Raw genomic sequence first — 26878 nt, 5'->3', positions numbered from 1 at the left:
GAGCCTGCTCACCCCCCTGAAGGAGCACGTGCAATGGCCGACACCTACACTCCCCCGGTCTACGGATCCGGAGTCAAGGCCACCGTCCAGCGAATCGGCGGCCATCTGGCCGGCATGATCATGCCGAACATCGGCGCGTTCATCGCCTGGGGCCTGATCACCGCGCTGTTCATCCCGACCGGCTGGCTGCCGAACCCGGCCATGGAGGCCATGGTCGGCCCGATCGTCAAGATCCTGCTGCCCGTCCTGATCGCCTACACCGGCGGCCGGATGGTCCACGGGCAGCGTGGCGCGGTGGTGGGCGCGGTCGCCGTGATGGGCGTCGTGGTGGGGTCGGACGTCCCCATGCTCCTCGGGGCCATGATCGTCGGCCCCCTCGCCGCGTACATCCTGAAATATGTCGACAAGTTCACTGAGCAGCGGACCAGGGCCGGGTTCGAGATGCTCGTCGACAACTTCAGCGCGGGCATCGTCGGCGGCGCCATGGCCGTGGCGGGCGTCTGGGGCATCGGCCCCATCGTCCGCACGGTCACCGCGGGAGCGGGCAACGCGGTCGGCTGGCTGGTCAGCAACGACCTGCTGCCCATCGCCTCCGTCCTCATCGAACCGGCCAAGGTCCTGTTCCTCAACAACGCCATCAACCACGGCGTGCTCGGCCCGCTCGGCATCGCCGAGGCCGCGCAGACCGGCAAGTCGATCCTGTTCATGCTGGAGTCCAACCCCGGTCCCGGCCTCGGCCTGCTCCTCGCCTTCCTGCTGTTCGGCCCGCGTTCGCTGCGCCCGAGCACGCCCGCCGCGATGATCATCCACTTCTTCGGCGGCATCCACGAGATCTACTTCCCGTACGTGCTGATGAAGCCGCGCCTCATCCTCGCCGTCATCGCCGGCGGAGCGGCCGGGGTGTTCACGTTCCTCATCACCGGCGCGGGGCTCGTCTCGACGCCGTCGCCGGGCAGCATCTTCGCCTACGTGGCGGTGACCCCGAGGGGCGGCTGGCTCGGCATGCTGGCCGGGATCGTGATCGCGACCGCGGTGACGTTCGTGGTGGCGGCGGTCCTGCTCGGCTTCGGCCGGGGCGAGAAGGAGCCGCCCGCCGAGGCCGGCCCCGAGCCCGCCGAGACCGCGCCGGTCACCCCGGCCCCGCAGCCCGAGCGGAGCGCGCACGCCAGCGAGAACGGCGAGGCCGCCGAAGAGTCGCCGGCCCGTCCCGTAGTCAAGGAGGCATGACCATGGCCGGTATCGACAGCAAGGACATTCGCAAGATCATCGTGGCCTGCGACGCCGGCATGGGCAGCAGCGTGATGCTGGCCAGCCAGCTGCGCAAGCAGCTCAAGGCGAGCGGCGTCGTGGTGGAGCACACGCCGGTCAACTCCATCCCGGACGACGCCGACGTGGTGCTGTGCCACGCCGGGCTCGCCGACCGGGCCCGGGCCTCCGCCCCCGGGAAGGTGCTGGTGCCGTTCCAGATCTTCCTCGGCGACCCGGCCGTGTCGAAGCTGATCGCCACGATCAGGAACGGCGGCGTCGTCGATGCGTGACGACCTGCTCGACCTGCGCGCCGTGCTGCTGCACGAGCGGGCGGCCGACCGTGACGAGGCGATCCGCCGCTGCGGACGCGCCCTGGTCGACGTCGGCGCGGTCACCGAGCCGTACGTCGAGGCCATGCTCGAACGCGAGCGGACCCTGTCCACGTACGTCGGCGAGGAGGTCGCCATCCCGCACGGCACGGCGGCCGCCAAGGAGGTCGTCCGGCACGACGCGATCTGCATCGTGCGCTTCCCCGACGGCGTCGACTGGGACGGCGAACGCGTGACACTGTGCGTGGGGATCGCCGCCAAGGGCGACGGCCACGTGCCGCTGCTGGCCGCGCTCGCCGACATCCTGCTCGACCCCGAACGCGCCAGAGCCCTCCGGGAGGCGACGGAGGTCCACCAGGTGGTAAAGGAGCTCATATGAAGGTCGCCAGATTCCACGCTCCCGGCGACATCCGCGTGGAGGACGCGCCGGAGCCCGTCGCCGGGCCGGGCGAGCTGAAGATCCGGGTGCGCAACTGCTCGACGTGCGGCACCGACGCCAAGATCTTCAAGTTCGGCCACCACCACATCCGCCCGCCGAGGGTGATGGGCCACGAGATCGCCGGCGAGGTGACCGGCACCGGCGAGCGGGTGCAGGTGATCGCCGCGATCCCGTGCGGCGCCTGCGCGGAGTGCCGCCGTGGCCGCCTCACCGTATGCCCGAACCAGGAGTCGATGGGCTACCACTACGACGGCGGCTTCGCCGAGTACCTGATCGTGCCCGCCAAGGTGCTGGCCGTGAACGGCGTCAACGCCATCCCCGACGGGGTCGGCTTCGCCGAGGCGTCGGTCGCCGAGCCGCTCGCCTGTGTGCTCAACGGCCAGTCGCTGGCGGGCGTGGGCGAGGGCGACGACGTGGTCGTCATGGGCGCCGGCCCGATCGGCTGCCTGCACGTACGGCTGGCGCGGGCGCGCGGCGCGGCCCGGGTCTTCCTGGTCGACGTCAACGCCGAACGGCTGGCGATGGCCGCCGCCCTGGTGTCGCCGGACGCGGTGATCGACTCCGACCCGGTGGAACAGGTGCTCAAGCTGACCGGCGGCCGGGGCGCCGACGTGGTCATCACCGCGGCGGCCTCGGGCGCGGCCCAGGAGCAGGCCGTGCGGATGGCGGCCCGGCAGGGGCGCGTCAGCTTCTTCGGCGGCCTGCCCAAGGACGACCCGTACATCAGGCTGGACTCCAACCTGGTCCACTACCGTGAGCTGACCATCGTCGGCGCGAACGGCTCCAGTCCCGCGCACAACGCCGAGGCCCTGCGGCTGATCGCCGGCGGCCTGGTGCCGGTGGCCGACCTGATCACCCACCGGCTGCCGCTCTCCCAGGTGCTCGACGGGATCGACCTCGTCAGCCGGGGCGCGGCCATCAAGGTCACGATCGAGCCCTGAGGAGGGTTGGCGATGGCACAACGAACGGTCACCGTGGCCGCGGCCAGCGGCCTGCACGCCCGGCCGGCCAAGCTGTTCGTGCAGGAGGCGGTGCGGCTGGGGGTGCCGGTGCGGATCCGGGCCGGCGAGCGGACGGTCCCGGCCACCAGCATGCTGGGGGTGCTGTCGCTGGGGGCGGTCCAGGGCACCGAGGTGACACTGGAGTCCGACGCGCCGGACGCCGACCAGGCCCTCGACGCGCTGGCCGCCCTGCTCTCCCGCGACCTGGACGCCGAGGAGGCGCTCGATGCCTGACCCCGACCGGCCGGACCGGGGCACGTCGGTGGCCGGTCCCGGCCCGCGGAGCCTGACGGGGCTGGGGGTCAGCCCCGGCCGGTCGGCCGGGCCGCTGATCCGCATGGCCGGGCCGCCGGCGCTGCCGTCACCGCGCGCCGTCGCCGACCCGGCGGCCGAGGTGGCGACGATCGCCAAGGCGCTGGAGGCGGTGGTGGCCGACCTGCGGCGGCGCGCCCAGGAGACCACCGACGCCACCGCGGCCGAGATCCTCGACGCGCTGGCCATGATGGCCGACGACCCGATGCTCCGGGAGGAGGCGGAGCGGCACGTGCACGACGGGCAGGACGCCCCGCACGCCCTCGACACGGCGTTCACCCACCACCGGGAGACCCTCGCCGCGCTCGGCGGCTACCTGGCGGAGCGGGCCGCCGACCTCGACGACCTCAGGCACCGGGCGGTGGCCGCGGCGCTCGGCCTGCCGATGCCCGGTGTGCCCTCCCCCGGCCACCCGTACGTGCTGGTGGCCGAGGACCTGTCCCCCGCCGACACGGCCGGGCTGGGCGAGGAGGTGCGGGCCCTGGTCACCTCGCTCGGCGGGCCGACCAGCCACACCGCCATCCTGGCGCGGGGCCGCGGCCTGCCCGCGGTCGTCGCCTGCCACGGCATCCTGGACGTGCCGGACGGCACGGTCGTCTCGGTCGACGGCGGCACCGGCGCGATCGGCCTCGGCCTCACCCCGGAGGCGGCGGCCGAGGTCGTCGACGGCGACCGGCGCGAGCGCGCCCGCCTGGCGGCGAGCAGCGGCCCCGGCCGGACGGCCGACGACCATCCGGTGAAGCTCCTGCTCAACATCGGCTCGGCCGCCGACCTGCGGCCGGGCGCCGAGGGGGTCGGGCTGTTCCGCACGGAGTTCCTGTTCCTCGATCGCAGGCAGGCTCCTGGGTTCGAGGAGCAGGTGACCGCCTACGCCGAGGTGTTCGCCGCGACCGGGCACGTGGTGCTGCGCACGCTGGACGCGGGCACCGACAAGCCGCTGCCGTTCCTCGGTCTGCCGTCCGAGCCCAATCCCGCCCTGGGCGTCCGGGGCCTGCGTGTGGACCGCGTACTGCCGGCCGTCCTCGACACCCAGCTCGACGCGATCGCCGAAGCGGCCCGCGTCACGGGCACCACGCCGTGGGTCATGGCCCCCATGGTCACCACGGTCGCCGAGGCCGCCGGCTTCGCCGGTCGCGCCCGCTCCCGGGGCATCACCCGGGTGGGCGTCATGGTCGAGGTCCCCGCCGCCGCCCTCCAGGCGCGCGAGCTGCTGGCCGAGGTCGACTTCCTCAGCATCGGCACCAACGACCTCAGCCAGTACACGTTCGCGGCCGACCGCCAGCACCCCGCCCTCGCCGACCTCCTCGACCCCCGTCAGCCGGCCCTCCTCAGGCTCATCGCGATGTGCGCGGAGGCCGGCCGGGCGGCGGGCAAGCCGGTCGGGGTGTGCGGCGAGGCGGCCGGTGATCCGCTCCTGGCCCCCGTCCTGGTCGGGCTGGGGGTGACGAGCCTGTCGATGGCCGCGGTCTGCGTGCCCGCCGTACGCGACGAACTGGCCCGCCACACCCTGGCCGACTGCCGCCGCCTGGCCGCCGACGAGTGACCCGGAGCAGCACGCCTGCAGCTTCAGATCCACATAAGGATCTGTTATATTGGCAGCATGGCTTGGGAAATCACGCTGCACGCCGATGTGAACGCCTGGTTTCTCGACGTCTGCAAGAACGACATCGCCACCGCGGAGAAGATTGAAGAGGCGCTGGACGAGCTCGCGACGCAGGGTCCGAAGCTCGGTCGGCCGCTGGTCGACCGGATCCACCACTCCCGCATCCTGCACAACCTCAAAGAACTCCGGCCTCGGGTGCCCGGTGAGGCGGAAATCCGTCTGCTGTTCGTGTTCGATCCCACCCGGGAGGCGATCGTACTGGTCGCCGGCGACAAGTCAGGGGAATGGAACCGGTGGTACCGGAAGGCGATTCCACTCGCCGAGGAACGCTACGCGGCCTACCTCGTCGAGAAGGAGAAGGAAGAACGATGAGCGAGTTCGTGAAGTGGTCCGATACCAAGGCGAAGGTCCGGGAGATCGATCCCGACTGGGACTCCCTCGAGCGGGTCGCCGCGCGTGAGATCAGCCGTGAGCGGCTGCGGGCCGAGCTTCGTGGTGCTCAGCTCGCCGACATGCGTAAGCGCATGGGCGTCTCCCAGAAGCTCCTCGCCGAACGCATGGGCGTCTCCCAGGCGCGCGTTTCTCAGATCGAGCACGGCCAGATCGGCGGCCTGGACACCCTCCGTTCCTATGTCGTGGCTCTGGGCGGGACGCTGGACGTGGTGGCCGACTTCGGGGACCACACGGTGAAGGTCGCCTGAGCTGAGGCATCGACGATTGGCAGCGCGCCGGGTGGAGGTGGCAGTCAGCCGAGTGTGTCGTCGGCCGCGGGCGTCGGGCTCGGCTCGGGGGTGTCCATTTCGGTGAGCAGGGCGAGGGCGCGGCTTCTCGTCGCATCGGCGGTCACGGGGTCTCCGTGGGCGGCCTGCGCGTCGCCGAGCGCGTTGAGCGCCCGTGCCTGCCACAGCGGGCTGGGAATCGCGGCGAAGATCCGGACCGCGTCCGTCAGGTGGCCGATCGCCTGGTCGGGCTCACCGCGCCGGTGGTGCGTGATCCCCAGGCCGGTGCGGATGCGGCCGTCGGTCAGGGGTTCGCTGAGCGGCCGGTTGAGGGCGAGCGCCTGGCGGAAGAGACCGGCGGCGGCTCCGTAGGCGCCGGTCTCCAGCCGCACCAGCCCGAGCGCGTAGCGGGCCTCGGCCTCCTCGCGCGGGTCGCCGAGCTGCTCGGCGATGCCCAGCATCTCCTTGAACATGGCCTCGGCCCGGTCCACCTGGCGTGAGCCGAGCTCCAGCTGGCCCAGCCAGTAGAGCACCTCCGCGCGGACCCGCCGGTCGCCGTCGCGGCCGACCGTGAGCGCCCGTTCGAGGTGCGGCCGGGCCTGGTCGAGCCTGCCCATCTCCACCAGTAACTGGCCCAGTGAACGCAGCAGGAGCGTCTCGGCGCCGCGGTCGCCCGAGGCGCGGTGGACCTCCAGCGCCTCCTCGTGCCGGGCGACGGCCTGGTCGTAGCGGCCGATCATGCCTTCGATGTGCGCGGCGATGCCCAGGGCGTAGACGCGCCCGCGCGGCTCGCCGACCTCCCGGAAGGTGCGCACCGCCTCGTCGAGCGCGACCGCCGCCTCTGTGTAGTCGTGCCGGTAGGCGCCCAGCATGCCCATGCCCATGAGCATGGTCGCCGTGCCGCGCTGGTTTCCGGCGCGGCGGGTGCAGGCGATCGCCCAGCGCAGGGTGTCCTCCCAGTCGTCGTTGTGGCCGCGGGTCAGGAACAGCGCGTACGTGCTCGCGACCAGGTCCCAGCACAGCTCGTCCAGCCGGTACTCGGCGGCCTGGCGCACCCCCATGACGATGTTCAGGTGCTCGGTCTCGTACCAGGCGAGGGGATCGTCGTCGATCCGCCCGGCCAGTTCCTCGACGGCGGGCGTCCACCGCGGCGCGGTGCCGTGCAGGGTGGCGAAGTCGCCGCCGGACAACGCGATGTGCGCGCGTTCGGCGAGCGCCAGCCAGCCGCCCAGGGCTCGGGCGACGGCCGGGCGGGGGTCCTCGGCGGTCATCTCCCGGGCGAACAGCCGGATGAGGTCGTGCAGGTGGTAGCGCCCGGGCACGGTGCCGGACGATTCCAGCAGCCGGACGTCCACGAGCTCGCCGATCAGCTTCCCGGCCTCGGCGATGGCGGCGTCGAGCAGCGCCGCGCACACCCAGGCGGCGAAGTCGGGCGCGTACAGGTGGCTCAGGAGATGCAGCAGGCGGCGGGCCGGCGGGCTGAGCCGCTGGTAGCTGAAGGAGAGGCTGACCCGCATCTCGAGGTCGCTGTGGGCGAGCTCGTCGAGCCGCCTGTTCTCGTCCGCGAGGCGGCCGGCCAGCTCCGTCACCGTCCAGCCCGCGTGGGTGATGAGCCTGGCTCCGGTGATGCGCAGGGCCAGCGGCAGGTGGCCGCAGAGCCGGGCCAGCTCGCGGGCGGCGGCGGCCTCGGCGGCGATCCGCGCGGCTCCCACCATCCGGCCGAGCAGCGCGACGGCCTGCCCTGCCTCCAGGACGTCGAGGTCGACCAGCCGCGCGCCCGGCAGGCCGGCCAGGCGGGAGCGGCTGGTCAGCAGCACGGCGCAGCTCGCCGTACCCGGGATCAGCGGGCGCACCTGCGCCTCGTCGGCGGCGTCGTCGAGCACCACGAGCACCCTGCGGTCCGCGAGCCGCGACCGGTACTCCTCGGCGCGCTCCTCCAGGCCGCGCGGGATCTCCGGCCCGGCGACGCCGAGCGCGCGGAGGAAGCGGGCGAGCACCTCGCTGGGTTCGGCCCGCTGGCCCTGCCGGCCACCGCGCAGGTTCACGTAGAGCTGGCCGTCGGGGTAAGAGCCGGACAGCCGGTGCGCCACGTGCACGGCCAGCGCGGTCTTGCCCACCCCGGCCTGACCCGCGATGCCCAGCACCGTCACAGCGCCGGTGTCGCGGCGCGCGCGCAGAGCCTCCCAGACCTGTCCCGCGATCCGGTCCCTGCCGGTGAAGTCGGCGATGTCGGGAGGCAGCTGGCGAGGGCGGACGGCCCGCGCCTGGGCGGGCGCGGCGAGGTCCAGCGAGCTGTCGTGCGTCAGGATCGCCCGTTCCAGCTCGCGCAGCTCGGCGCCCGGTTCGAGGCCGAGCTCCGCGACGAGCGCGGCGCGCGTGGCGCGGTAGACCTTGAGCGCCTCCGCCGTACGGCCGTCGCGGTAGAGCGCCAGCATGAGCAGCGCGGACAGCCGCTCCCGCAGCGGATGCTCGCGCACCAGGGCGGCCAGTTCGCCGGAGATCTCGTGGTGGTGGCCCAGACGCAGCTCGACCTCCAGGCACTCCTCCAGGACGGCCAGCCGCTGCTCTTGCAGGCGGCGGGCCTCGGCCACCACGAGGTGATTGTCGATGTCGGCGAGCGGCTGGCCGCGCCACAGCGCCAACGCGGCGCGCAGCCGGGCCGCCGCCTCCCGTTCGGTGGGCGCCCGGCGTCCCTCGGCGACCTGCGCCCCGAAGGCGAGCAGGTCGAGCTCGTCGGCCGTGGCGCTCAGCAGGTAGCCGTGGGGCCGCGTCGCGATCGTCTCGTCCGGGACGCCGCCGGTGGTCAGGGTCCTGCGGAGCCGCCCCACCCCGTTCTGGATCTGCCGGCGGGCGGTGGCGGGCGGGTGATCGGCCCAGACGGATTCGATCAGCGAGTCTACGGAGACCAGCCGGTTGGCGCGCAGGAGCAGCACCGCCAGCAGCTCCCGCTGGTTGTGGCCGAGCACGGGGACCGGATGGCCTAATGCCGTGACCTCCAGCGGGCCCAGGATTCCGAACCACGCGACACCGTGCACATTTCTTGCCTCCGATCGGGATTCGAGTCATGTGATGCGGAAGATCAAGTGTAGTAAGGAGAGATTGTCATTGCTTGTTGTGATTTGACAGATATTCAGACCGCATTCCTCTTTTGTGGTTATGGCGGATTTATGACGGCGCCTGGCGACACTGAGTCTCCCCGCCCGCCCCGCAGGGAGGCGCCATGTCCCGCCGGTCGTCCGCCACGGTCCTGTTCCCCTTGTTGACCACGGTCTCGCTGGTGCTGGCCGGCCTGACCGCTCCCTCCTGGCCGGCGGCCGCCGCCCAGGCTCTGCCGCCGGCCGCCGGGAGCCCGGCCGGATCAGCGGCGCCACCGGCGGACCCGCCGCCGGGCAGGCGAGCCGAGCCGGCGAAGCGGGTCAAGGAGCTGACCGGTCAGCGGACCGCCTACCGGCGGGTCTTCGCCCTGGCGGACGGGCGGGTCCAGCAGGAGGTGTCGGCGGCCCCGTTGCACTACCGCGACGGTGACGGCGGCTGGCGGGCGATCGACACCAAGGTGCTGCCGACGAAGCGGCGCGGGTTCGCGTTCGGCAACGAGAGCAACGGGTTCCGGAGTTTCTTCGGAGCCGAGGCCGGCGCGCTGGTGCGTTTCGAGGCCGGCGGCGGCGCGCTGACGTTCGGTGTCGACGGCGCGGAGCCCGGCCGGCCCGAGGTGCGCGACAGCGTGGTGACGTACGCCGGGGCCCTGGGTGAGGGCACCGATCTGGTCTACGAGGTGGGCCGGGACGCGCTCAAAGAGAAGATCGTGCTGAGCCGGCCGCCGGCGGGCGAGGCCGTCTACCGGTTCGCGGTGCGCGTGGAAGGCCTGCGTGCCTGGCAGCGCCCGGACGGTTCGATCGCGTTCCACCGCGGCGACTTCGACGGGCCGCCGGTGCTGGTGATGCCCAAGCCGTTCATGGTGGACTCCGCCGACGACGCCTCCTCGCCGTACGGCAAGGCGTGGAGCGGCGCGGTGTCGCAGTCGATGTCGTGGGACGGGGAGCGGCTGCACGTGACCGTGACCGCCGACCGTGGGTCGCTGTCGGCGCCGGGCCGCCGCTACCCGGTGGTCATCGACCCGACGGTCAAGATCGCGCCGCCGCCGACGCAGTCGCAGGACACGATGATCATGTCGGACTCGCCGGACACCAACCACGACGCCTCGTGGCGGCTGTCCGTGGGGACGACCGACAGCGGGGTGGCACGGTCGCTGCTGAAGTTCCCGCTGACCGAGGTGCCCTCCGGCACCAGGATCGAGTCGGCGCAGCTGCAGCTCTGGTACGACCAGCAGCACACCGCCAACACGGCCGCGGTGACCATCGAGGCACGGCGGGCCACGGGGACGTGGGACGAGACGAGCGCGACGTGGAACAACGCCTCGGCCCTGGTCGGAGAGCTGGGCGCCAACACCGCGCAGGTGGACGACGGCGACCCCTTACAGACGGCGGCGACGGGCTCGTGGACCGCCTCGGCCGGCGACACCCAGCACGCGGTCAACGGCGACTTCCTGGTCAGCAAGAACGCCACCACCGGCGACGCCTACACGTGGTATCCGATGGTGACCGAGCCGGGCACCTACCGGGTGGACGCGCACTACGTGACGGGGCCCGACCGGGCGGCCAACGCGCCGTACACGGTGTCGTACGCGGGCGGCACGGCCTCCTACCCCGTCAACCAGTCGGGCACCGGCGCCGCCGGCGTGTGGCGGACACTGGGCAGCCACCCGTTCGTCGCCGGCACCACCGGGACGGTGCGGCTGGGCGACGTCGCCGACGCGAGCAAGGCGGTCGTCGCCGACGCCGTGCGGCTGGTCAAGGAGGCCACGGCGGTCCGCCCGGCCGGGGACGAGAGCAGCGCCTGGCACTCCTTCAGCGTGCGCGGCATCGTGCAGGGCTGGCTGGACGGCTCGTACCCCAACCACGGGTTCGTGCTCAAGGCGCGCGACGAGAACACGCCCGGCGCGGGCGGCCCGCGCTACGAGGGCAGCGTCTACGCCTACAACGGCGAGACCGCGACCTACCCGAGGCTGGTGCTGACCTACGGCCGTCCGGGCGTCGAGGTGAAGCCGCCGCGGACGATCCAGGCCACCGGGGCGGAGCTGTCGTGGCCGGCCTACACGGACCCGTGCGCCTTCTGCCCCGACGACGACCTCGTGGAGTACCAGGTGCACCGCAGCGTGCACCAGACCTTCACCCCGTCGGCCGCCACGCTGGTGGCACCGCTCGCGCCGCCGGCGACCGGCTACACCGACACGTCCGCGCCGCCCACGGCGGCCGAGGATCCGGACCCGTTCGGCAACGCCTACTACTACATGGTCGCGGTCAGGACCCGTGACGGGCAGGTGACCCCGGGGCCGACGCAGCTCGTCCGGCTGCCCAAGGCGGGCCGGGTGACGAAGATCTACCAGTCGGGGGTGAGCGACACCACGCTGTCCTCGGCGCTGCCGGACACCAACCTCGACCGGCTCACCGGGCAGCCGTGGCTGTCGGTGGGCAACAACTCCGCCACCCACGCCACCACCCGGGCTCTGCTCAAGTTCCCCGACCTGGGCATCCCGTCCTCGGCGCGGGTGCTCGACGCCGAGGTGAAGCTGTGGACCGCCGGCGTGACCGGGTCCGCCGACGCCACCTGGGAGCTGCGCGGCCTGAGCCGCGACTTCACCGAGAGCACCGCCACCTGGAGCCGGGCGGCTCAGGGCACCGCCTGGACCACCCCGGGCGGCGACCACACCGCCGTGGCCGGCAGCGCCACCGGCTTCACCAACGACCCGCGCCGCCGAAACGTCAAGGCGACCTCGCTGGTGGCGCAGTGGGTGGCCAATCCAGCCACAAACCGGGGCATGCTGCTCAAGCTGGCCAACGAAACCACCCCGCTCTCACGCGCGATCTTCCTGTCCGGCGAGGCCGGCGAGGCGGAGCTGACCCCGCAACTGGTGGTCACCTACCTGCAGGCCACCCCGGAGAGCACCTACCACGTGCCCGACAGCCCGCCGGCGCTCACGGCCGACACGACCGCGACGATCCCGGCCACCGTCACCAACACCACCCCGGCCACGCTCAGCCGGGCCGACTGGGTGCTGTCCTACCAGTGGACGCGCCCCGACGGCACCCCGGTGAGCACCCAGCAACTGCAGACCCCGCTGCCCAGGGACCTGCCCACCGGCGACACCGTGACCGTCGCCGCCCAGGTCAAGGCGCCTCCCGCCTCGGCCGAGGGCAACCGGCGCGCCGACCATGTGCTGGCCTGGAACCTGTACAACAAGACCAGCGGCACCTGGCTCTCGGCCGCCCCGGCGAACCCGATCGCCGCGCTCAGCCAGACACTGGCGGTGCAGGAGCCCACGTCCGACCAGATCGGGCTGGAGAAGTTCTACGCCTACTCCGGCAAGGCCACCGGAGCCGGCGCCAGCCTGGTCACCAACCTGTCCGCCGGCAACGCGGTGTGGTCCTACAACGCCTTCACCAACCCCTCGCGCGGCGTGGCCACCTTCGTCCGCCTTGCCTACAACTCCGCCGACACCTCCGACTCCACCACCGGCTTCGGCTGGTCGCTGCAGGCGAGCTCCCTCGTACGGCTCGCCACGCCGCTGGACTTCCACCCCAATCCCAACCCGACCACCGTCACCCTGACCGACGGCGACGGCACCTCCCACCGCTGGACCTCCGACGGCGCCGGCCAGTGGACCGCCCCCGCCGGGGTGAACCTGCGCCTGCAACGGCTCGTCGTCTGCGGCAACAAGCAGGAGGAGCAGCGCGCCTGGGTGATGACCCGGCCCGACCGGACCCAGTTCTTCTACGACTGCCAGGGCTACCCCACGTCGATCGCCGACAACAACGGCAACCGGCTGGACTTCACCTACGAGGTGCGCAAGTCGAACAACCAGCCGACCAAGTTCCTGCGCTACCTGACCGACCCGGCCGGCCGGCGGACCCTCACCCTCGACTACCACGCCAAAGGTGAGGCCTACGACTACATCGACGACACCACCTGGACCCGGAAGTCGGGCACCTCTCTGACCAACCCGCACATCATCGACCACGTCAAGCAGATCACCGACCTCTCCGGGCGCAAGCTCACCTTCGCCTACACCGACAAGGGCCTGCTCGGCGAGCTGATCGACGGAGCGGGGAGCGCCCAGCCGAAGGTGTTCACGTTCGCCTACGACATGACGCAGGGCAACAAGAACGTCAAACTCGTCCGGATCACCGACCCGCGCGGCAACGCCACCGCCGTCGGCTACCACTCCCGGCCCGAGGACCCGCCCGCGTTCAAGTGGCAGGCCAAGACCATCACCGACCGGCTCGGCGGCACCACGACCTTCGCCTACACCGACCCCGATGGCAACACCGGCAGGCAGATCCAGACCGTGGTCACCGACGCCCACGCACGCGCCACCACCTACCTGATGGACGGGCTCGGCCGGCCGGTGCAGGTCACGGACGCCAAGAACCAGGTCACCAAGCTGGGCTGGGACGCCGGCAACAACGTGGTCAGGCTGGAGGAGGCCAACGCCGCGGTCACCACCTGGGCCTACGACCCCAAGACCGGCTACCCGACCGAGATCAGGAACGCCGAGGCCAACAAGAACGGCTGGCCCGGCACGGTCCTCACCTACCAGACCGGGCTGAACGGCTACACCGCCGACCTGACCGGCAAGAGGTCGCCGGAGGGCCGCGCCTGGTCGTTCGGCTACACCCCCGCGGGGGACCTCGCCTCGGTGACCGACCCCGCGGGCACCGCCACGCCGGCCGCCGGCGACTACACCACGACCTACACCTACGACTCCTGGGGGCAGTTGCTCACCGCCAGGGACTCGGGCGGCAACACCACCAGCACCGCCGCCACCGACTTCGACCCCAGCGGGTACCCGAAGAAGATCACCGACCCGCTCGGCAAGTCCACCACGTACGCCTACGACCCGCGCGGCCAGGTCACCGAGGCGGTCGACCCGCTCGGCGCGAAGACCACCCAGACCTACGACGTCTTCGGCCGACCGCTGGAGCACAAGGCGCCCAAGGACCAGGCCGCGGGCGTGTTCGTCACCACCCCGGCGCCCGTCTACGACGCCAACGACAACGTCACCCGCTCCATCGCGCCCAACGGGGCCGTGACCGACGCGGTCTACGACAAGGCCGACCAGGTCTCCCACATCCTCGCCCCGAAGGACAACGCCTCCGATCCCGAGCGCAGGGCGTCGTTCACCTACGACAGGAACGGCAATTTGCTGACCCAGACCGAGCCCAAGGGCAACCTCACCCCGGCGGCCGGCGACCACACCACCACGTACGCCTACGACGAGCTCTACCAGCTCAGCTCGGTGACCAACGCCAAGGGCCACAAGCTCAGCTACACGTACGACAACGTCGGCAACCTGTCCAAGGTCTTCGACCCGCGTAAGAACGCCACCCCGGACACCGAGGACTACACCGCCTGGTACTGGTACGACCTGAACCACCGGGTGCGGGCCGTGATCGACGCGACGGTCAAGGCCAGGGTGACCGACTACGACCGCGATGGCCTGGTCGTCGCGTCCACCGACGAGACCGGCAACACGACCCGGATCACCCTGGACGCCCGCGGCAAGCCCGCCGAGGTGCGGGTCCCGCACAGGAACGACGGCGGCACCGTCACCTACCGGACCATCCGCTACGAGTACGACCAGGTCGGCAACCGCACCAAGGTCGTCACCCCGCGCGGCGCCGCCACCTCCGCGGCCGACGACTTCGTCCACCAGACCGTCTATGACCAGCTCAACCGGGTCAAGGAACGGCTCACCCCGTACGACCCGGCCGACGCCCGCTACAGGACGCCGGACCGGACGATCTACTCCTACGACGCGGCCGGCCGGCTGGCCACCGTGTCGGCTCCGCCGTCCAACGGGCAGACGGTCCGCAACGACACCAGGTACACCTACTGGGACAACGGCTGGGCCAAGACGTCCACCGATCCGTGGGACATCGCCACCTACTACGACTACAACGCCCTCGGCGAGCAGACGGTCCGCGTCCTCGGCTCGGCGGGCGGCTCCTCCAGCCGCTGGATGGTCTGGGACCACTACCCCGACGGCAAGCTCAAGTCCCGTTCCGACCTCGGCGTCCCGGTCGGCAATCAGGTCGTGCTGGTGGACGACTCCGACCAGCACAACGTCCGGCCCACCGGTACCTGGACGGCGGCGACCACGGCCGGCGGCTTCCACGGGCACGGCTACCGGACGCACGCGGCGGGCGCCGGCTCCGACGCCTTCGAGTGGACGCTGAACGTGCCGCAGGCCGGCGATTACCAGGTCTTCGTCCGGTATCCCGCGGTCGCGGGCGCGTCCACCACCGCCCCCTTCAAGGTGACCCGTCCCGGCGGTGTCACCGACAAGCCGGTCGACCAGACCAGGAACGCCGGGACCTGGGTGAGCCTCGGCACCCACGCCTTCACCGAGGGCAACGCCGCCAAGGTGTCGCTCACCCAGAGCGCCACCGGCGTCGTGGTCGCCGACGCGGTCAAGCTCGTACGGAACCACAGCGGCGACACCGACAACGAACGCAAGGACTTCGGCTACGCCTACGACCCGAACGGCAACCTGACCTCGATCACCGACACCAGCCCAGGACGGCGCGTCGACTCCTTCACCGTCGGCTACACCGAGCTGAACCAGGTCGGCGAGGTCAAGGAGCACAAGGACGGCACGGTCAGGAGCACCACGTCCTTCACCTACAACCCGAACGGCGCCCCGGAGACCACCGCCCACGACGGGCGGCACGCCAGGTACGACTACGACCCGCGGGACCTGGTGTCGAAGGTGACCAGCGGCAGGACCGCCACCGACCCCGCCCCGAAGATCACCACGTTCACCTACACCGACAGAGGCGAGCGGCTGCGCGAGGTGAAGGGCAACGGCAACACCGTCGACCACACCTACTACCTGGACGGGTTACCGCGCACCCAGGTGGAGAAGAAGCCCGGCGGCACCCTGGTGTCCGAGCACACCCTCGCCTACGACCTCAACGGCAACCGGGTCAGCGACGCCGCCAGGACCATGAACGCCGACGACCACGCGGCGCACCTGGCGACCACCGCCGCCTACACCTACGACCCCCGCGACCGGATCGCCACGCTCACCAGGACGGGTGCCGGCGCCGGCACCGAGAGCTACGTCCACGACGCCAACGACAACGTCGTCTCCCAGACCGTGAAGGGCGCCACCACCACCTTCGGCTACGACCGCAACCGCCTGCTCACCGCGGTCTCGGGCTCGGTCACGGCCGGCTACAACTATGACCCGTTCGGCAGGCTCGACACCGTCAGCAGCGCGGGCACGATCATCGAGCGCAGGGTCTACGACGGGTTCGACCGCCTCGCCGAACACCGCGAGTTCGAGGCCGGCGGCACGACGACCACCAGGTACGCCTACGACCCCCTCGACCGCACCGCGGCCAAGACCACCCGCGCCGGCACCGCCCAGGAGAAGACGACCTCCTTCGACTACCTCGGTCTGTCGGGCGAGGTGCTCGACGAGGAGGTCGCGGGCCGGGTCACCCGCTCCTACCAGTACTCCCCATGGGGAGAGCGCCTCTCCCAGATCAGCACCGGCGCCGACGGCACCGAGGAACCCGGCTACTACGGCTACAACGCGCACACCGACGTCGAGCAGCTCACCGGGCAGAACGGCGACACCCGGTCCACCTACGGCTACACCGCCTACGGCCAGAACGACGACGCCCGGTTCACCGGCGTCGACAAGCCGGACACCGCCGACCCGGCCAAGGAGCCCGATAGCCCCTACCGGTTCAACGCCAAGCGCTGGGACCAGGCGTCCGGCGACTACGACATGGGCTTCCGCGAGTACAGCCCCGGCCTGAACCGCTTCCTCACCCGCGACATGTACACCGGCGCCCTCGCCGACCTGAACCTGACCGCCAACCCGTTCACCGGCAACCTCTACGCCTTCGGCGGCGGCAACCCGATCTCCAACGTCGAGCTCGACGGCCACATCCCCGACGACTGTGTACGGGGCGGGCTGAGCTGTGGCACGGGGGACGACGGGACCTGGAGGGTCGAGCCTCGCGACCCCGGCCCGACGCCCGCCGAGCAGCAGGCCGCCGCCGAGGCCGCCGCGATCGCGGACATCACGGAGCTGGACGAGGCCTACGCGGCCGGCACCGTCGACAAGTACACCTACACCGACATGCTCGCCAGTGCGCTGGCGCAGTTCATGACGCCGAGGACGAGGGGCAGCGTGACCATCGCGGTCGGCATGTTCGAGACCCACGAGGGCGAGGAGGTGATCGCCGTGTCGTCCAGCGAGAGCCGCGCCAGCGGAGATCCGTACTTCCGCGCCAGCCTGGCCGAGTACCTGGAGACGCGGGACGACTTCATCCAGGTCGGAGGCACGGAGGGGCACGCGGAGATCAAACTCGTCGAGTTCGCGAAGTCGCAGGAGGGCTACATCGGCTCCGCCGGGGGCTGGAAGATGACGTCGGTCGGCGCGAGCCGGCCCATCTGCCAGGGCTGCGCGCGGGAGCTCTCCGACGAGACCTCCGCCATGACCCGGACCCGCCTGCGCGACCCGCACGACTGGTCCGCGCACATCTACCTCGGCTCCAGGGAGCAGGCCGCCGAGCATCACGCCACCATGGCGGCGACCAGCGTGGCCGGGAATCTGATGGACCTGCGCTCCCTGATCCTCAAATTGACGATCTACCGGAAGTGACCACAGGAGGTGAGGCCGCGGCCGAGTAGAGTCGGCCGCGGACCCCACCGGGGACACGGATCCATCGGAACACGGATCCATCGGAACACGGATCCATCGGAACACGGATCCCATCGGGACACGGATCCCATCGGGACACGGATCCCATCGGAAGGAGCACACGTGGCAGCGGCGGGCTTCCCGGCGTTCGACCCCCTCTACCGCCAGATGGTGGCCGCGTACGGCGTCGACGGGATCGAGTCGCGCACGGCCGGCGTGCTGCGCGGGCTCGTCGCCGGGTCCTCCGCGTTGAGCCCGGACGACCTCGCCCGGCTGCTCGCCGCGCTCGACGACACCGGCGGCGGCTCCGCCCGGGCGCTGCACGAGGAATGGGACGAGGCCTACCTGCGGCTCTCGGACGAGCACGGTGACGACGCGACCGCCCGGCCGGCGCTCTACCGCGGCCTGGAGAGATCCAGTCTGGCCTCGGCCGTGGCTGAGTTCAGGGCTCTCGACTGCCGCGAGTTCCGCGACTTCAGCGTGGTGATGCGCGAGCTGGGCGTGGGCCTGGACTGGGACCACGACCGGCTGATCGCCGCCGTCCGGGCGGAGCTGGCCCTGCCCGGCTGACCGTCGCGCCGCGTCAGGCCGGCCACCGTGCCGGCCCGGCCAGCAGCGCGCCGCGTCAGGCGCCGACCGGCTCGGGGTTGTGGGCGCGCAGGGTGAGCTGATCGTTCTCGACGTCCACCGTCACCCGGCCGCCTTCCCTGACCTCGCCGGTCAGCAGCATCGTGGACAGCCGGTTGTCCAGCTCCCGCTGCACCGTCCGGCGCAGCGGCCGGGCGCCGAACTCCGGCTGGTAGCCGCGTCCGGCCAGCCAGTCCTTGGCCGCGTCCGTGACCTCCAGCGCCACGTCCTGGCCGCGCAGCCGCTGCCGGGTGCGCTCCAGCATGAGCTCGACGATCTGCCGCAGCTGCTCGCGCTCCAGCCGCTTGAAGATGATCGTCTCGTCGATGCGGTTGAGCAGCTCGGGCCGGAGCGAGTGCCGGAGCAGCTCCATGAGCTGCTCCTCCATCGGCGTCTCCGCCTCCAGGATCATCTGGGCGCCGATGTTGCTGGTCATGATGATGATCGCGTGCGTGAAGTCGACCGTGCGGCCCTGGCCGTCGGTCAGGCGGCCGTCGTCGAGCATCTGCAGCAGGATGTTCATCACGTCGGGGTGGGCCTTCTCGATCTCGTCCAGCAGCACCACGCAGTGCGGGCGGCGGCGGACCGCCTCGGTGAGCTGGCCGGCCTCCTCGTAGCCGACGTAGCCCGGAGGGGCGCCGACCAGCCGCGAGACGGTGTGCCGCTCCTGGAACTCGCTCATGTCGAGGCGGACCATGTGGTCCTCGCCGCCGAACAGCGCCACGGCCAGGGAACGGGCCAGTTCGGTCTTGCCCACGCCGGTCGGGCCGAGGAACAGGAAGCTGCCGATCGGGCGCCGCGGGTCCGACAGCCCCGCGCGGCTGCGGCGCACGGCCTCGGCGATCGCCACGACCGCCTCGTCCTGGCCGATGACCCGCCGGTGCAGGTGCTCCTCCAGGCGTGTCAGGCGCTCGCGCTCCTCCTCGGTCAGCTGCGTGACCGGGATGCCGGTGCGCCGCGAGACGACTTCGGCGACGTCCTCCACCGTCACCATCGGCACCTCGTCGCGGCTCTGCTGGGCGCGCCGCAGCTCGGGGCGGAGCTTGTCCACCTGCACGGTGAGCTCCTTGGCCCGGTCGAAGTCCTCGGCGGCGACGGCCTGGTCCTTGTCGCGGCGCAGCGCGTCGAGCCGTTCCTCCAGGTCGCGCACGTCGTTCGCGGGGGTGCGGGAGCGCAGCCGTACGCGGGCCGCGGACTGGTCCATCAGGTCGATGGCCTTGTCGGGCAGGAAGCGGTCGGCGACGTAGCGGTCAGACAGGACGGCGGCGGCGCGCAGCGCCTCGTCGGAGAGCCGCACCTGGTGGTGGGCCTCGTAGGCGTCGCGCAGGCCGCGCAGGATCTCGACCGTCTCCTCGACGGAGGGCTCGGGGACGAGAATCGGCTGCAGGCGGCGTTCGAGCGCGGCGTCCTTCTCGATGTTCTTGCGGTACTCGTCGATCGTGGTGGCGGCGATGACGTGCAGCTCGCCGCGGGCCAGGGCGGGCTTGAGGATGTTCGCGGCGTCCATGCCGCCCTCGGCCGCGCCGGCGCCGATCAACGTGTGCGCCTCGTCGATGAACACGATCGTCTCGTCGGCGTGGGCGCGCACCTCGTCGATGACCTTCTTGATGCGCTCCTCGAACTCGCCCCGGTACTTCGTCCCGGCCACCATGCCGGTCAGGTCGAGCCCGATGACGCGGCGGTCCTTCAACGTGTCCGGGATGCTGCCGTTGACGATGCGCTGCGCGATGCCCTCGACGATCGCGGTCTTGCCCACGCCCGGCTCGCCGATGAGCACGGGGTTGTTCTTGGTACGCCGCGACAGTACCTCGATGGCCTGCTCGATCTCGTCCTCGCGACCGACGACCGGGTCGAGCCGGCCCTGCCTGGCCTCCTCGGTCAGGTCGCGGCCGTACTCGTCGAGCGAGGGCGTGTCTCCCCCGCCGGCGCCTCGGCGCTCCTGGCCGCCGGCCACCGCCTTCTGCAGGGTGTCCAGCGTGACGTTCTGCTCCTGCAGGAGTTCGGCCGAGGTGGAGCCAGGGTTGGCGGCCAGGGCGAGCAGCAGGTGTTCGGGGCCGATGTAGGAGGAGCCGAGGGCGCGGGAGATCCGCTGGGCGTCCAGGATCGTCCGCTTGGCGGCCGGGGAGAGCGTCGACGGTGGCGAGAGGGGGCCCGCGCCTTCGCCCGTGAGGGCGCGGACGCGGTCCTGCAGCCTGCCGATGTCCACGCCCGCGGCCTGCAGCTGAGCACGCGTCTGCTCGGTCTCGGTGAGCGCCTGGAGGAGGTCTAGGGCGTCCAGGTCGGTCGCGCCGCGCTCGCCCGCGCGTTCCATCGCGCCCGTCAGGACCTGGCGCGCGGAGTCGCTCAGCAGCTTGCCGATGTCCACCCGTTGCACGCTCGGCCGTGCCGGTGGCCAGGAGTCACCGAAGATCCGGCCCGTCAGTTCCTCGAACCGGCTGAACGGATCTCCCCCAAAAAACGACCTATCCGACATCGGGTGTTCCCCTCTCAGGTACTAGGGGAACCCTTGCCGCGTACGTCACAGAACATAGCCAACGGCCAGACGGCGAACCGCAAAGAGTCGGCGACCCTCCTCAGAGCCAGCCCGCCTCGGTGGCGATCCGGACCGCGTCCTGCCGGGTGCGAGCGTTCAGCTTGGTCACGGCGGAGGCGAGGTAGTTGCGCACCGTGCCGTAGCTGAGGTGCAGGTCCCCGGCGATGTCCCGGGGCGCGGCGCCGGCACCGGTCAGTCGCAGGACGTCGGCCTCACGGTCGGTCAGCGGGCTGGCGGGCAGGTCGAGCGCCGCGTAGGCGAGTTGCTGGTCGACGACCCGGCCGCCGGTCGCGACGGTGCGGATGGCGTTCACCAGATCCTGCGGCCTGGAGTCCTTGAGCATGAAGCCGGACACGTGCGCCTCGACCCCGCGCCGCAGGTTGCCGGGCCTGCCCAGCGCGGTGAGGATCAGCACGCGGCATTCGGGCAGCCGGGCGTGCAGGTCGGCCGCGGCGGCCAGCCCGTCGAGCACGGGCAGGTCGATGTCCAGCACGGCGACGTCCGGCCGGTGGGCCAGCGCCGCGGGCACGATCGCGTCGCCCGTGTCCACCTCGGCGACGACCTCGATGCCCTCCTCGTATCCGAGCAGGGCGACCAGCGCCTCACGCAGTATCCGAACATCCTCTGCCACGAGCACACGAATCACGTGTCGCATACTAAGCGTGATAAACAACGCAGGTGACGGGAGACGAAGGGAGCGGACGGCCACAACTCAGGCCCTCGACCGGCTGGGCGCTCGTGCTCGGCTACATCGCGCTCCTGGTCCCCGCCCGCTTCACGATCGTCGTCGCCATGGCGAACGCGCGAGGACAGTCCTCGCCGCTCAGCCTCGGGATCTGCCTGGGCCTCATCCTGGCCGTCGTCGCCCTCTTCGCCGTGGTCGCCCGGGGCGGGCGGCGCGCCGTTCCCGTTCTCGGAGTGGCGACCTTCGGGCCCTACCTGCCCTTCCCCATGTTGTGGGGGCCCATAGCGGGGCCGCTGGCCGCCGCCATGCCGCTGAGCGTTGCGGGTCCGGCCGGATGGCTGCTGTTCGGCGGGGTGCTGCTGGCCGACACCGCGGTGGCGGCCGTGCTGCACGGCCCCGACCTCGCCACGGTGGCCAGCTTCACGATCATCGACATGAACATGGGGCTCACCCTGTTCGCCCTGGTACGGCTGGCCGTGCTGCTCACCGAGACCCAGGCGGCCAACCGGCAGCTCGCCGAGCTGGAGGCGGCCAACGAGCGCCTGCGCGCGACCGGCGACCTGCGCAGGGCCATCGGCGCCCGGCTGGTCCACATCCTGCGCATCTCCCGCCGGAGGCCGCTCACCCCCGCTGTGCTCACCGGCATCGCGGAGATCTCCCGCGAAGCGGCCACGGAGGCCCGAGGGGTGGCCGCCGCCCGCCGTGAACCGCTCCCCGAGGGCCGGAGCGACCTGCCGGACGAGTCGACCAGGCTCTCGCGGTGGGCCCTCATGGCGATGACCGTCAACATCGCCGTCATCGTGCTCAACAACGTCGCGAACGACGTCGCCACGACCCCGCGCCACTGGGCGGTCGCCGTCGTGGTCGCGCTCCTGGCCGTCGGATTCCAGCTCTACCACGGTGTCCCCAGGGCCTCGGTCGCTTCGGCCTGGCGCTGGACGCTCCCGCTGCACATTCTCGTCGTCGGCGCCGCCACCCTCTACCTGGGCAACGGCACCCTGTCAGCGCTGCTCGGCCTGGCCGTGGCCAACACCCTGCTGTGGCTGCCCGCGCGCTGGTCGGTGCCCGCGGTCGCGGTCGGCACCGCCGCCACCGGGTTCCTGATGAGGCTCTACCCGGACGTGGGCGGCTACGAGCTCTACCAGGTCGCCTCGACGATCGGCATCACCGTCGGCGTGTTCGGCTTCAACCGGTTCCCCGAGGCGGCCCGGCACCTGCGCGACCTGCGCAGGCAGAGCGCCATGAGCGCCGTGGTCGCCGAGCGGCTCCGGATGGCCAGGGACGTGCACGACCTGCTCGGCATCACCCTGTCGGCCATCACCCTCAAGGCCGAGCTGGCCCTGCGGGCGATCGGCGACGACCCCGGCAAGGCGGCGCTCCTGATGGCGGACGTACACCCGCTGGCGGTGCGCGGCCTCGCCGACGTGCGCTCGATCACTTCCGGTGGCGCCGAGCTGAACCTGCGGGAGGAGATCGAGTCCGCCCGCTCACTGCTCGACTCCGCCGGAGTCGAGGTCCGGGTGGACGCCGCCACCGTGGAGCCCCGCCCGGTGCTGGCCACGGTCCTGCGCGAGGCCGTCACCAACGTCGTCAGGCACGCGGCGGCGCGGCGGTGCACGATCGCGGTGGAGACGGACGACGACGAGGTACGGCTGCGCGTCGCCAACGACGGTGTGACGCCGGCCGTGCCGGGGACCGGCGGCAGCGGGCTGGCGAGCCTGGCGGCCAGGGTCGAGGCCGCGGGCGGCACGTTCGCCGCAGGCGACCAGGGCGACGACACGTTCGCCCTGGTCGCGTCGGTGCCCCGCTAATCCCGACCGTGCTGTTCCCGACCGTGCTGATCCTGACCGTGCTGATCCTGGAGGAGACCGGAGAAGAACGCCCGGACGTCGCCCGCGTAGACGTCGGGTGCCAGGTGGGCCGCGTAGTGCCCCCCGCTCTCGTACGTGTGCCACTGCGCGATGTTCCTGTGGTCACGTTCGGCGAAGCGCCGGATGGACTGGAAGTCGCCCTTGGCCGAGGCCAGCCCGATCGGCGTCGTGGTGGGCTCGGCCGGCGACGGGGCGGCCTTGGCGTTCTCGTAGTAGAAGCGGATCGCGGAGCCCGCGGTGCCGGTGAGCCAGTAGAGCGCGACGTTGGTGAGCACGAAGTCGTCGTCGAGCTCGTGGTCGAACAGCTGGCCGTTCCAGCCCAGCAGCCCGACCGGCGAGTCGGCGAGCGCGTGGGCCAGCGTCTGCGGCTGCTGGGAGTGCAGGACGTTGAAGGCGCCCGCCTCCTCCCAGAACCATCGCAGCACCCCCATCGCGGCCTGCTCCTCCTCGGTCAGGTCCGTGAGCTCGGCGGGGTCGCCGGAGGGGAAGGAGAAGATCTGCGTGACGTGCACGCCCACCACGTTGGACGGGGCGTGGCGGCCGATCTCCGGCGACACCATCGAGCCGCCGTCGTTGCCGACCGCGCCGTAGCGCTCGTAGCCGAGGCGGGCCATCAGCTCCGCCCAGGCCCGCGCGGTGCGTACGGTGCCCCAGCCGCTCTCCGTGGTCGGCCCGGAGAAGCAGAACCCGGGCAGCGACGGGATGACCAGGTGGAAGTCCTTCGACAGGGGCTCGATGACGTCGAGGAACTCCACGAACGAACCGGGCCAGCCGTGGGTGAGGATCAGCGGCAGCGCGTCAGGCTTGGCGGATCGTACGTGGACGAAGTGGATCCGCTGCCCGTCGATGTCGGTGGTGAACTGCGGATGGGCGTTGAGCCGGGCCTCCCAGGCACGCCAGTCGTAGCCGTTGCGCCAGTACTCGGTCAGCCGCCGGACCCGCTCGACGCTCACGCCATAGGCGTCGGGGAACTCGTCGGTGAAGCGGGCGAGGTCGAGCCGCGTCTGCAGGTCGTCCAGGTCCGCCTGGGGGATCTCTATACGGAAGGGAGTGACGTCTGAACTCATGCCTCAATCCTGGAGAAGGGCCGTCCCTGCCGGTAGTTCGCGGTGCACAGGTTCGGCATGCGGAATGCACAGCACTCCCGCACGGCGCTCCCGCACAACGCTCATGTACAGCGCCACGTCCGGCGCCGCGTCCGGCTGAGACGGTCAGCGCGGCCCGCGTCCGCCCGCGTCCGCCCGCGTCCGCCCACGATGATGATCCGGATCAGGCCGTGATGTCATGGGGGAATGGACTTCCCGCAAGCCCCGGCACCGGCCTTTCTCTTCGATCTCGACGGCACCCTGATCGACAGTGTCTACCAGCACGTGATCGCCTGGCGGCAGGCGCTGTCCGGGATGGGGATCGACCTGTCGGTCTGGCGGATCCACCGGCGCATCGGGATGAGCGGCGGCCTGTTCGTCAGCGCGCTGCTGCGTGAGACCGGGCTGAAGCTGACCCAGGAGCAGATCGACGAGTTGCAGAACACGCACGCCGACGCCTACACCGAGCAGGCCGGCTCGGTCAGACCGCTGCCCGGCGCTCCGGAGTTGCTGGCCGAGCTGACCTCGCGCGGTGTGCCGTGGGCGATCGCGACCAGCGGCTACGCCCGGACGGCCCGGCTCGCCCTGGGCCTGCTGGGCCTGCCGGAGGACACCCCGCTGGTCACCCGCGACCGGGTACGCCGGGCGAAGCCGGATCCCGACCTGTTCCTGGCCGGTGCGGCATTGCTCGACGTTGACCCGCGGCATGCCATGGTGGTGGGCGACAGCGTCTGGGACCTGCTCGCGGCCCGCCGGGCGGGCTCGCTCGGGATCGGGCTGCTGTCCGGCGGTTACGGCAGGGACGAGCTCGAACGCGCCGGCGCCTTCCGCGTGTACGCCGACCCGGCCGACATGCTGGACCGGCTCGACGAGCTGGGCGTGCGCCAGAGCGACTGACGGCACGGAACAGACGCGGGCCAGACGCGGGACATGACCGGAACAGATGCGGGACATGACCGGAACAGGCGCCGAATATCCGGGCGAACCTCCGGGGCCTGATCGTGCGTATCCACGACAGAGGAGCTGAGATGGACTTGGCGGACATCGGCGTCACCGGTCTGGCGACCATGGGGCGCAATCTGGCACGCAACCTGGCGAGGCACGGCTACGCCGTGGCCGTGCACAACCGGTCGGTGAGCCGTACCCACGACCTGGTGAAGGAGTTCGGCGGCGAGGGCACGTTCGTGCCGTCGGAGGAGATGGCGGGCTTCGTGGCGTCGCTGAAGCGGCCACGGCGCGCGATCATCATGGTCAAGGCGGGCGCCGGCACGGACGCGGTGATCGGCCGGCTCGCGGCGCTGATGGAGCCGGGCGACATGATCGTCGACGGCGGCAACGCGCACTTCCTGGACACCCGGCGGCGCGAGGCGGCGCTGCGCGAGCTCGGCATCCACTTCGTCGGCACCGGCATCTCCGGCGGCGAGGAGGGCGCGCTCAACGGACCGAGCATCATGCCGGGTGGCTCCGAGGAGTCATGGGAGGCGCTGGGCCCGATCCTGCAGGACATCTCGGCCAAGGTGGACGGCGTGCCGTGCGCGGTGCACGTGGGCCCCGACGGCGCCGGCCACTTCGTGAAGATGGTTCACAACGGCATCGAGTACTCCGACATGCAGCTCATCGCCGAGTCCTACGATCTGCTGCGCCAGGCGCTCGGCGCCACCCCGGCCGAGCTGGCCACGATCTTCCGCGAGTGGAACCAGGGCGAGCTCGACTCCTACCTGATCGAGATCACCGCCGAGGTGCTCGACCAGGTCGACGAGGCCACCGGCAAGCCGTTCGTGGACGTCGTGGTGGACCAGGCCGAGCAGAAGGGCACCGGCCGCTGGACCGTGCAGAGCGCGCTGGACCTGGGCGTGCCGGTGACGGGCATCGCCGAGGCGGTCTTCGCCCGCGCCCTGTCGGGCCACCCGGAGCAGCGCCGGGCCGCCGCCGGGCTGGAGGGGCCGAAGCTGTCCGGGGTGGGCGGGCGCGAGCTGGTCGAGGACGTCAGGCAGGCCCTGTACGCGTCCAAGATCGTCGCCTATGCGCAGGGGTTCGACCAGATGGCCGCCGCCTCCAAGGAGTACGGCTGGGACCTCGACCTGGGCGCGATGGCCACGATCTGGCGGGGCGGCTGCATCATCAGGGCCAAGTTCCTCGACCGGATCCGCACCGCCTACGACGCCGACCGGGGCCTGCCGACCCTGCTGGCCGACCCGACGTTCGCGGCGGCGCTCAACCTCGCCCAGGAGTCCTGGCGCCGCGTCGTGACGACCGCCGTCCAGATCGGCGTGCCCACGCCGGGCTTCTCCTCGGCCCTGGCCTACTACGACGGGCTGCGCCGCGACCGGCTGCCCGCCGCGCTGGTGCAGGGGTTGCGCGACTACTTCGGCGCGCACACCTATCACCGCGTCGACCGGGAGGGCGCCTTCCACACCGACTGGTCGGGCGACCGCGTCGAACGCCCCGCCTAGCCACCCCGGCGTCACGCACCACAGCACCACAGCACCACAGCACCACAGCACCCCGGCGTCACGGCACCCCAACGTCACCACGTCACGACGTCACGGTCACCACGTCACGGTCACCACGTCACGGTCACCACGTCACGGTCACCACGTCACGGTCACCACGTCACGGTCACCACGTCACGGTCACCACGTCACGGTCC

Annotated in this window: 17 protein-coding genes; 13 read left to right on the top strand and 4 right to left on the bottom strand. The window is 71.6% G+C overall.

Annotation, left to right across the window (positions count from 1 at the left end):
* Positions 1-33 precede the first annotated feature (33 nt).
* The 8 genes from mtlA to AB0I38_RS26000 are packed head-to-tail and all read left to right on the top strand — an operon-like array spanning position 34 to position 5633.
* Positions 34-1227: a mannitol-specific PTS transporter subunit IIC gene (mtlA, locus tag AB0I38_RS26035; RefSeq protein WP_358472373.1), complete on the top strand. Its 1194-nt coding sequence runs from the start codon at positions 34-36 to the stop codon at positions 1225-1227.
* A gap of 2 nt (positions 1228-1229) precedes the next feature.
* Complete coding sequence (locus tag AB0I38_RS26030; RefSeq protein ID WP_358472371.1) at positions 1230-1538, top strand: PTS lactose transporter subunit IIB; 309 nt, start codon at positions 1230-1232, stop codon at positions 1536-1538.
* Complete coding sequence (locus AB0I38_RS26025) at positions 1531-1956, top strand: PTS sugar transporter subunit IIA (RefSeq protein ID WP_358472370.1); 426 nt, start codon at positions 1531-1533, stop codon at positions 1954-1956. Before AB0I38_RS26030 ends, AB0I38_RS26025 begins: the two co-directional genes overlap by 8 nt.
* The gene (locus tag AB0I38_RS26020) at positions 1953-2957 is read left to right on the top strand and encodes a zinc-dependent dehydrogenase (protein ID WP_358472368.1); all 1005 of its coding nucleotides are present in this window, start codon (positions 1953-1955) and stop codon (positions 2955-2957) included. Before AB0I38_RS26025 ends, AB0I38_RS26020 begins: the two co-directional genes overlap by 4 nt.
* A 12-nt stretch (positions 2958-2969) precedes the next feature.
* Positions 2970-3251 (top strand): HPr family phosphocarrier protein, encoded by a 282-nt coding sequence (locus AB0I38_RS26015; RefSeq protein ID WP_358472367.1) that lies wholly within the window; start codon positions 2970-2972, stop codon positions 3249-3251.
* Positions 3244-4872 (top strand): phosphoenolpyruvate--protein phosphotransferase, encoded by a 1629-nt coding sequence (ptsP, locus tag AB0I38_RS26010; protein ID WP_358472365.1) that lies wholly within the window; start codon positions 3244-3246, stop codon positions 4870-4872. The genes AB0I38_RS26015 and ptsP overlap by 8 nt, the downstream gene beginning before the upstream one ends.
* A gap of 57 nt (positions 4873-4929) precedes the next feature.
* Complete coding sequence (locus AB0I38_RS26005) at positions 4930-5304, top strand: type II toxin-antitoxin system RelE/ParE family toxin (protein WP_358472363.1); 375 nt, start codon at positions 4930-4932, stop codon at positions 5302-5304.
* On the top strand, positions 5301-5633 hold the full coding sequence (locus tag AB0I38_RS26000) for a helix-turn-helix domain-containing protein (protein ID WP_358472361.1): 333 nt from the start codon (positions 5301-5303) through the stop codon (positions 5631-5633). Before AB0I38_RS26005 ends, AB0I38_RS26000 begins: the two co-directional genes overlap by 4 nt.
* 44 nt (positions 5634-5677) lie before the next feature.
* Here AB0I38_RS26000 and AB0I38_RS25995 read toward each other — a convergent pair whose 3' ends face one another.
* The gene (locus AB0I38_RS25995) at positions 5678-8686 is read right to left on the bottom strand and encodes an AfsR/SARP family transcriptional regulator (protein ID WP_358472359.1); all 3009 of its coding nucleotides are present in this window, start codon (positions 8684-8686) and stop codon (positions 5678-5680) included.
* A 185-nt stretch (positions 8687-8871) separates the two neighbouring features.
* Between AB0I38_RS25995 and AB0I38_RS25990 the strand changes: the two genes are divergently transcribed.
* A complete protein-coding gene (locus tag AB0I38_RS25990; RefSeq protein WP_358472357.1) occupies positions 8872-17388 on the top strand; it encodes a DNRLRE domain-containing protein in 8517 nt (2838 codons plus the stop codon).
* 162 nt (positions 17389-17550) lie between these two features.
* Positions 17551-17997: a hypothetical protein gene (locus AB0I38_RS25985; RefSeq protein ID WP_358472355.1), complete on the top strand. Its 447-nt coding sequence runs from the start codon at positions 17551-17553 to the stop codon at positions 17995-17997.
* A gap of 55 nt (positions 17998-18052) precedes the next feature.
* Here the strand turns inward: AB0I38_RS25985 and AB0I38_RS25980 are convergent, their stop codons facing one another.
* Positions 18053-20527, bottom strand: coding sequence for an ATP-dependent Clp protease ATP-binding subunit (locus tag AB0I38_RS25980; protein WP_358472353.1), 2475 nt, complete (start codon positions 20525-20527; stop codon positions 18053-18055).
* A gap of 100 nt (positions 20528-20627) precedes the next feature.
* On the bottom strand, positions 20628-21233 hold the full coding sequence (locus tag AB0I38_RS25975) for a response regulator transcription factor (protein ID WP_358472351.1): 606 nt from the start codon (positions 21231-21233) through the stop codon (positions 20628-20630).
* Between the two features lie 32 nt (positions 21234-21265).
* Between AB0I38_RS25975 and AB0I38_RS25970 the strand changes: the two genes are divergently transcribed.
* A complete protein-coding gene (locus AB0I38_RS25970) occupies positions 21266-23083 on the top strand; it encodes a sensor histidine kinase (protein WP_358472349.1) in 1818 nt (605 codons plus the stop codon).
* Here the strand turns inward: AB0I38_RS25970 and AB0I38_RS25965 are convergent.
* Positions 23080-24210: an epoxide hydrolase family protein gene (locus AB0I38_RS25965; protein WP_358472347.1), complete on the bottom strand. Its 1131-nt coding sequence runs from the start codon at positions 24208-24210 to the stop codon at positions 23080-23082. The two genes, AB0I38_RS25970 and AB0I38_RS25965, sit on opposite strands and share 4 nt — an antisense overlap.
* A 225-nt stretch (positions 24211-24435) precedes the next feature.
* On the opposite strand from AB0I38_RS25965, the gene AB0I38_RS25960 reads away from it, so the two are divergent.
* Together AB0I38_RS25960 and gndA are read left to right on the top strand one after the other, a co-directional pair.
* Complete coding sequence (locus AB0I38_RS25960; RefSeq protein ID WP_358472345.1) at positions 24436-25125, top strand: HAD family hydrolase; 690 nt, start codon at positions 24436-24438, stop codon at positions 25123-25125.
* Positions 25126-25256: 131 nt separating this feature from the next.
* The gene (gene gndA, locus AB0I38_RS25955) at positions 25257-26681 is read left to right on the top strand and encodes an NADP-dependent phosphogluconate dehydrogenase (protein WP_358472343.1); all 1425 of its coding nucleotides are present in this window, start codon (positions 25257-25259) and stop codon (positions 26679-26681) included.
* Positions 26682-26878 lie beyond the last annotated feature (197 nt).

Source organism: Nonomuraea cavernae, assembly GCF_040655715.1.
GTDB lineage: Bacteria > Actinomycetota > Actinomycetes > Streptosporangiales > Streptosporangiaceae > Nonomuraea > Nonomuraea cavernae_A.
Note: the sequence above shows the minus strand (reverse complement) of the source record. Positions and strands in the feature narration are given on the sequence as shown.

What these genes read in the sequence shown, in the direction of transcription:
- mtlA (WP_358472373.1), top strand. Translation starts at nt 34, where the DNA reads ATGGCCGACACCTACACTCCCCCGGTCTACGGATCCGGAGTCAAGGCC.
- AB0I38_RS26030 (WP_358472371.1), top strand. Translation starts at nt 1,230, where the DNA reads ATGGCCGGTATCGACAGCAAGGACATTCGCAAGATCATCGTGGCCTGC.
- AB0I38_RS26025 (WP_358472370.1), top strand. Translation starts at nt 1,531, where the DNA reads ATGCGTGACGACCTGCTCGACCTGCGCGCCGTGCTGCTGCACGAGCGG.
- AB0I38_RS26020 (WP_358472368.1), top strand. Translation starts at nt 1,953, where the DNA reads ATGAAGGTCGCCAGATTCCACGCTCCCGGCGACATCCGCGTGGAGGAC.
- AB0I38_RS26015 (WP_358472367.1), top strand. Translation starts at nt 2,970, where the DNA reads ATGGCACAACGAACGGTCACCGTGGCCGCGGCCAGCGGCCTGCACGCC.
- ptsP (WP_358472365.1), top strand. Translation starts at nt 3,244, where the DNA reads ATGCCTGACCCCGACCGGCCGGACCGGGGCACGTCGGTGGCCGGTCCC.
- AB0I38_RS26005 (WP_358472363.1), top strand. Translation starts at nt 4,930, where the DNA reads ATGGCTTGGGAAATCACGCTGCACGCCGATGTGAACGCCTGGTTTCTC.
- AB0I38_RS26000 (WP_358472361.1), top strand. Translation starts at nt 5,301, where the DNA reads ATGAGCGAGTTCGTGAAGTGGTCCGATACCAAGGCGAAGGTCCGGGAG.
- AB0I38_RS25990 (WP_358472357.1), top strand. Translation starts at nt 8,872, where the DNA reads ATGTCCCGCCGGTCGTCCGCCACGGTCCTGTTCCCCTTGTTGACCACG.
- AB0I38_RS25980 (WP_358472353.1), bottom strand. Translation starts at nt 20,527, where the DNA reads ATGTCGGATAGGTCGTTTTTTGGGGGAGATCCGTTCAGCCGGTTCGAG.
- AB0I38_RS25965 (WP_358472347.1), bottom strand. Translation starts at nt 24,210, where the DNA reads ATGAGTTCAGACGTCACTCCCTTCCGTATAGAGATCCCCCAGGCGGAC.
- AB0I38_RS25960 (WP_358472345.1), top strand. Translation starts at nt 24,436, where the DNA reads ATGGACTTCCCGCAAGCCCCGGCACCGGCCTTTCTCTTCGATCTCGAC.
- gndA (WP_358472343.1), top strand. Translation starts at nt 25,257, where the DNA reads ATGGACTTGGCGGACATCGGCGTCACCGGTCTGGCGACCATGGGGCGC.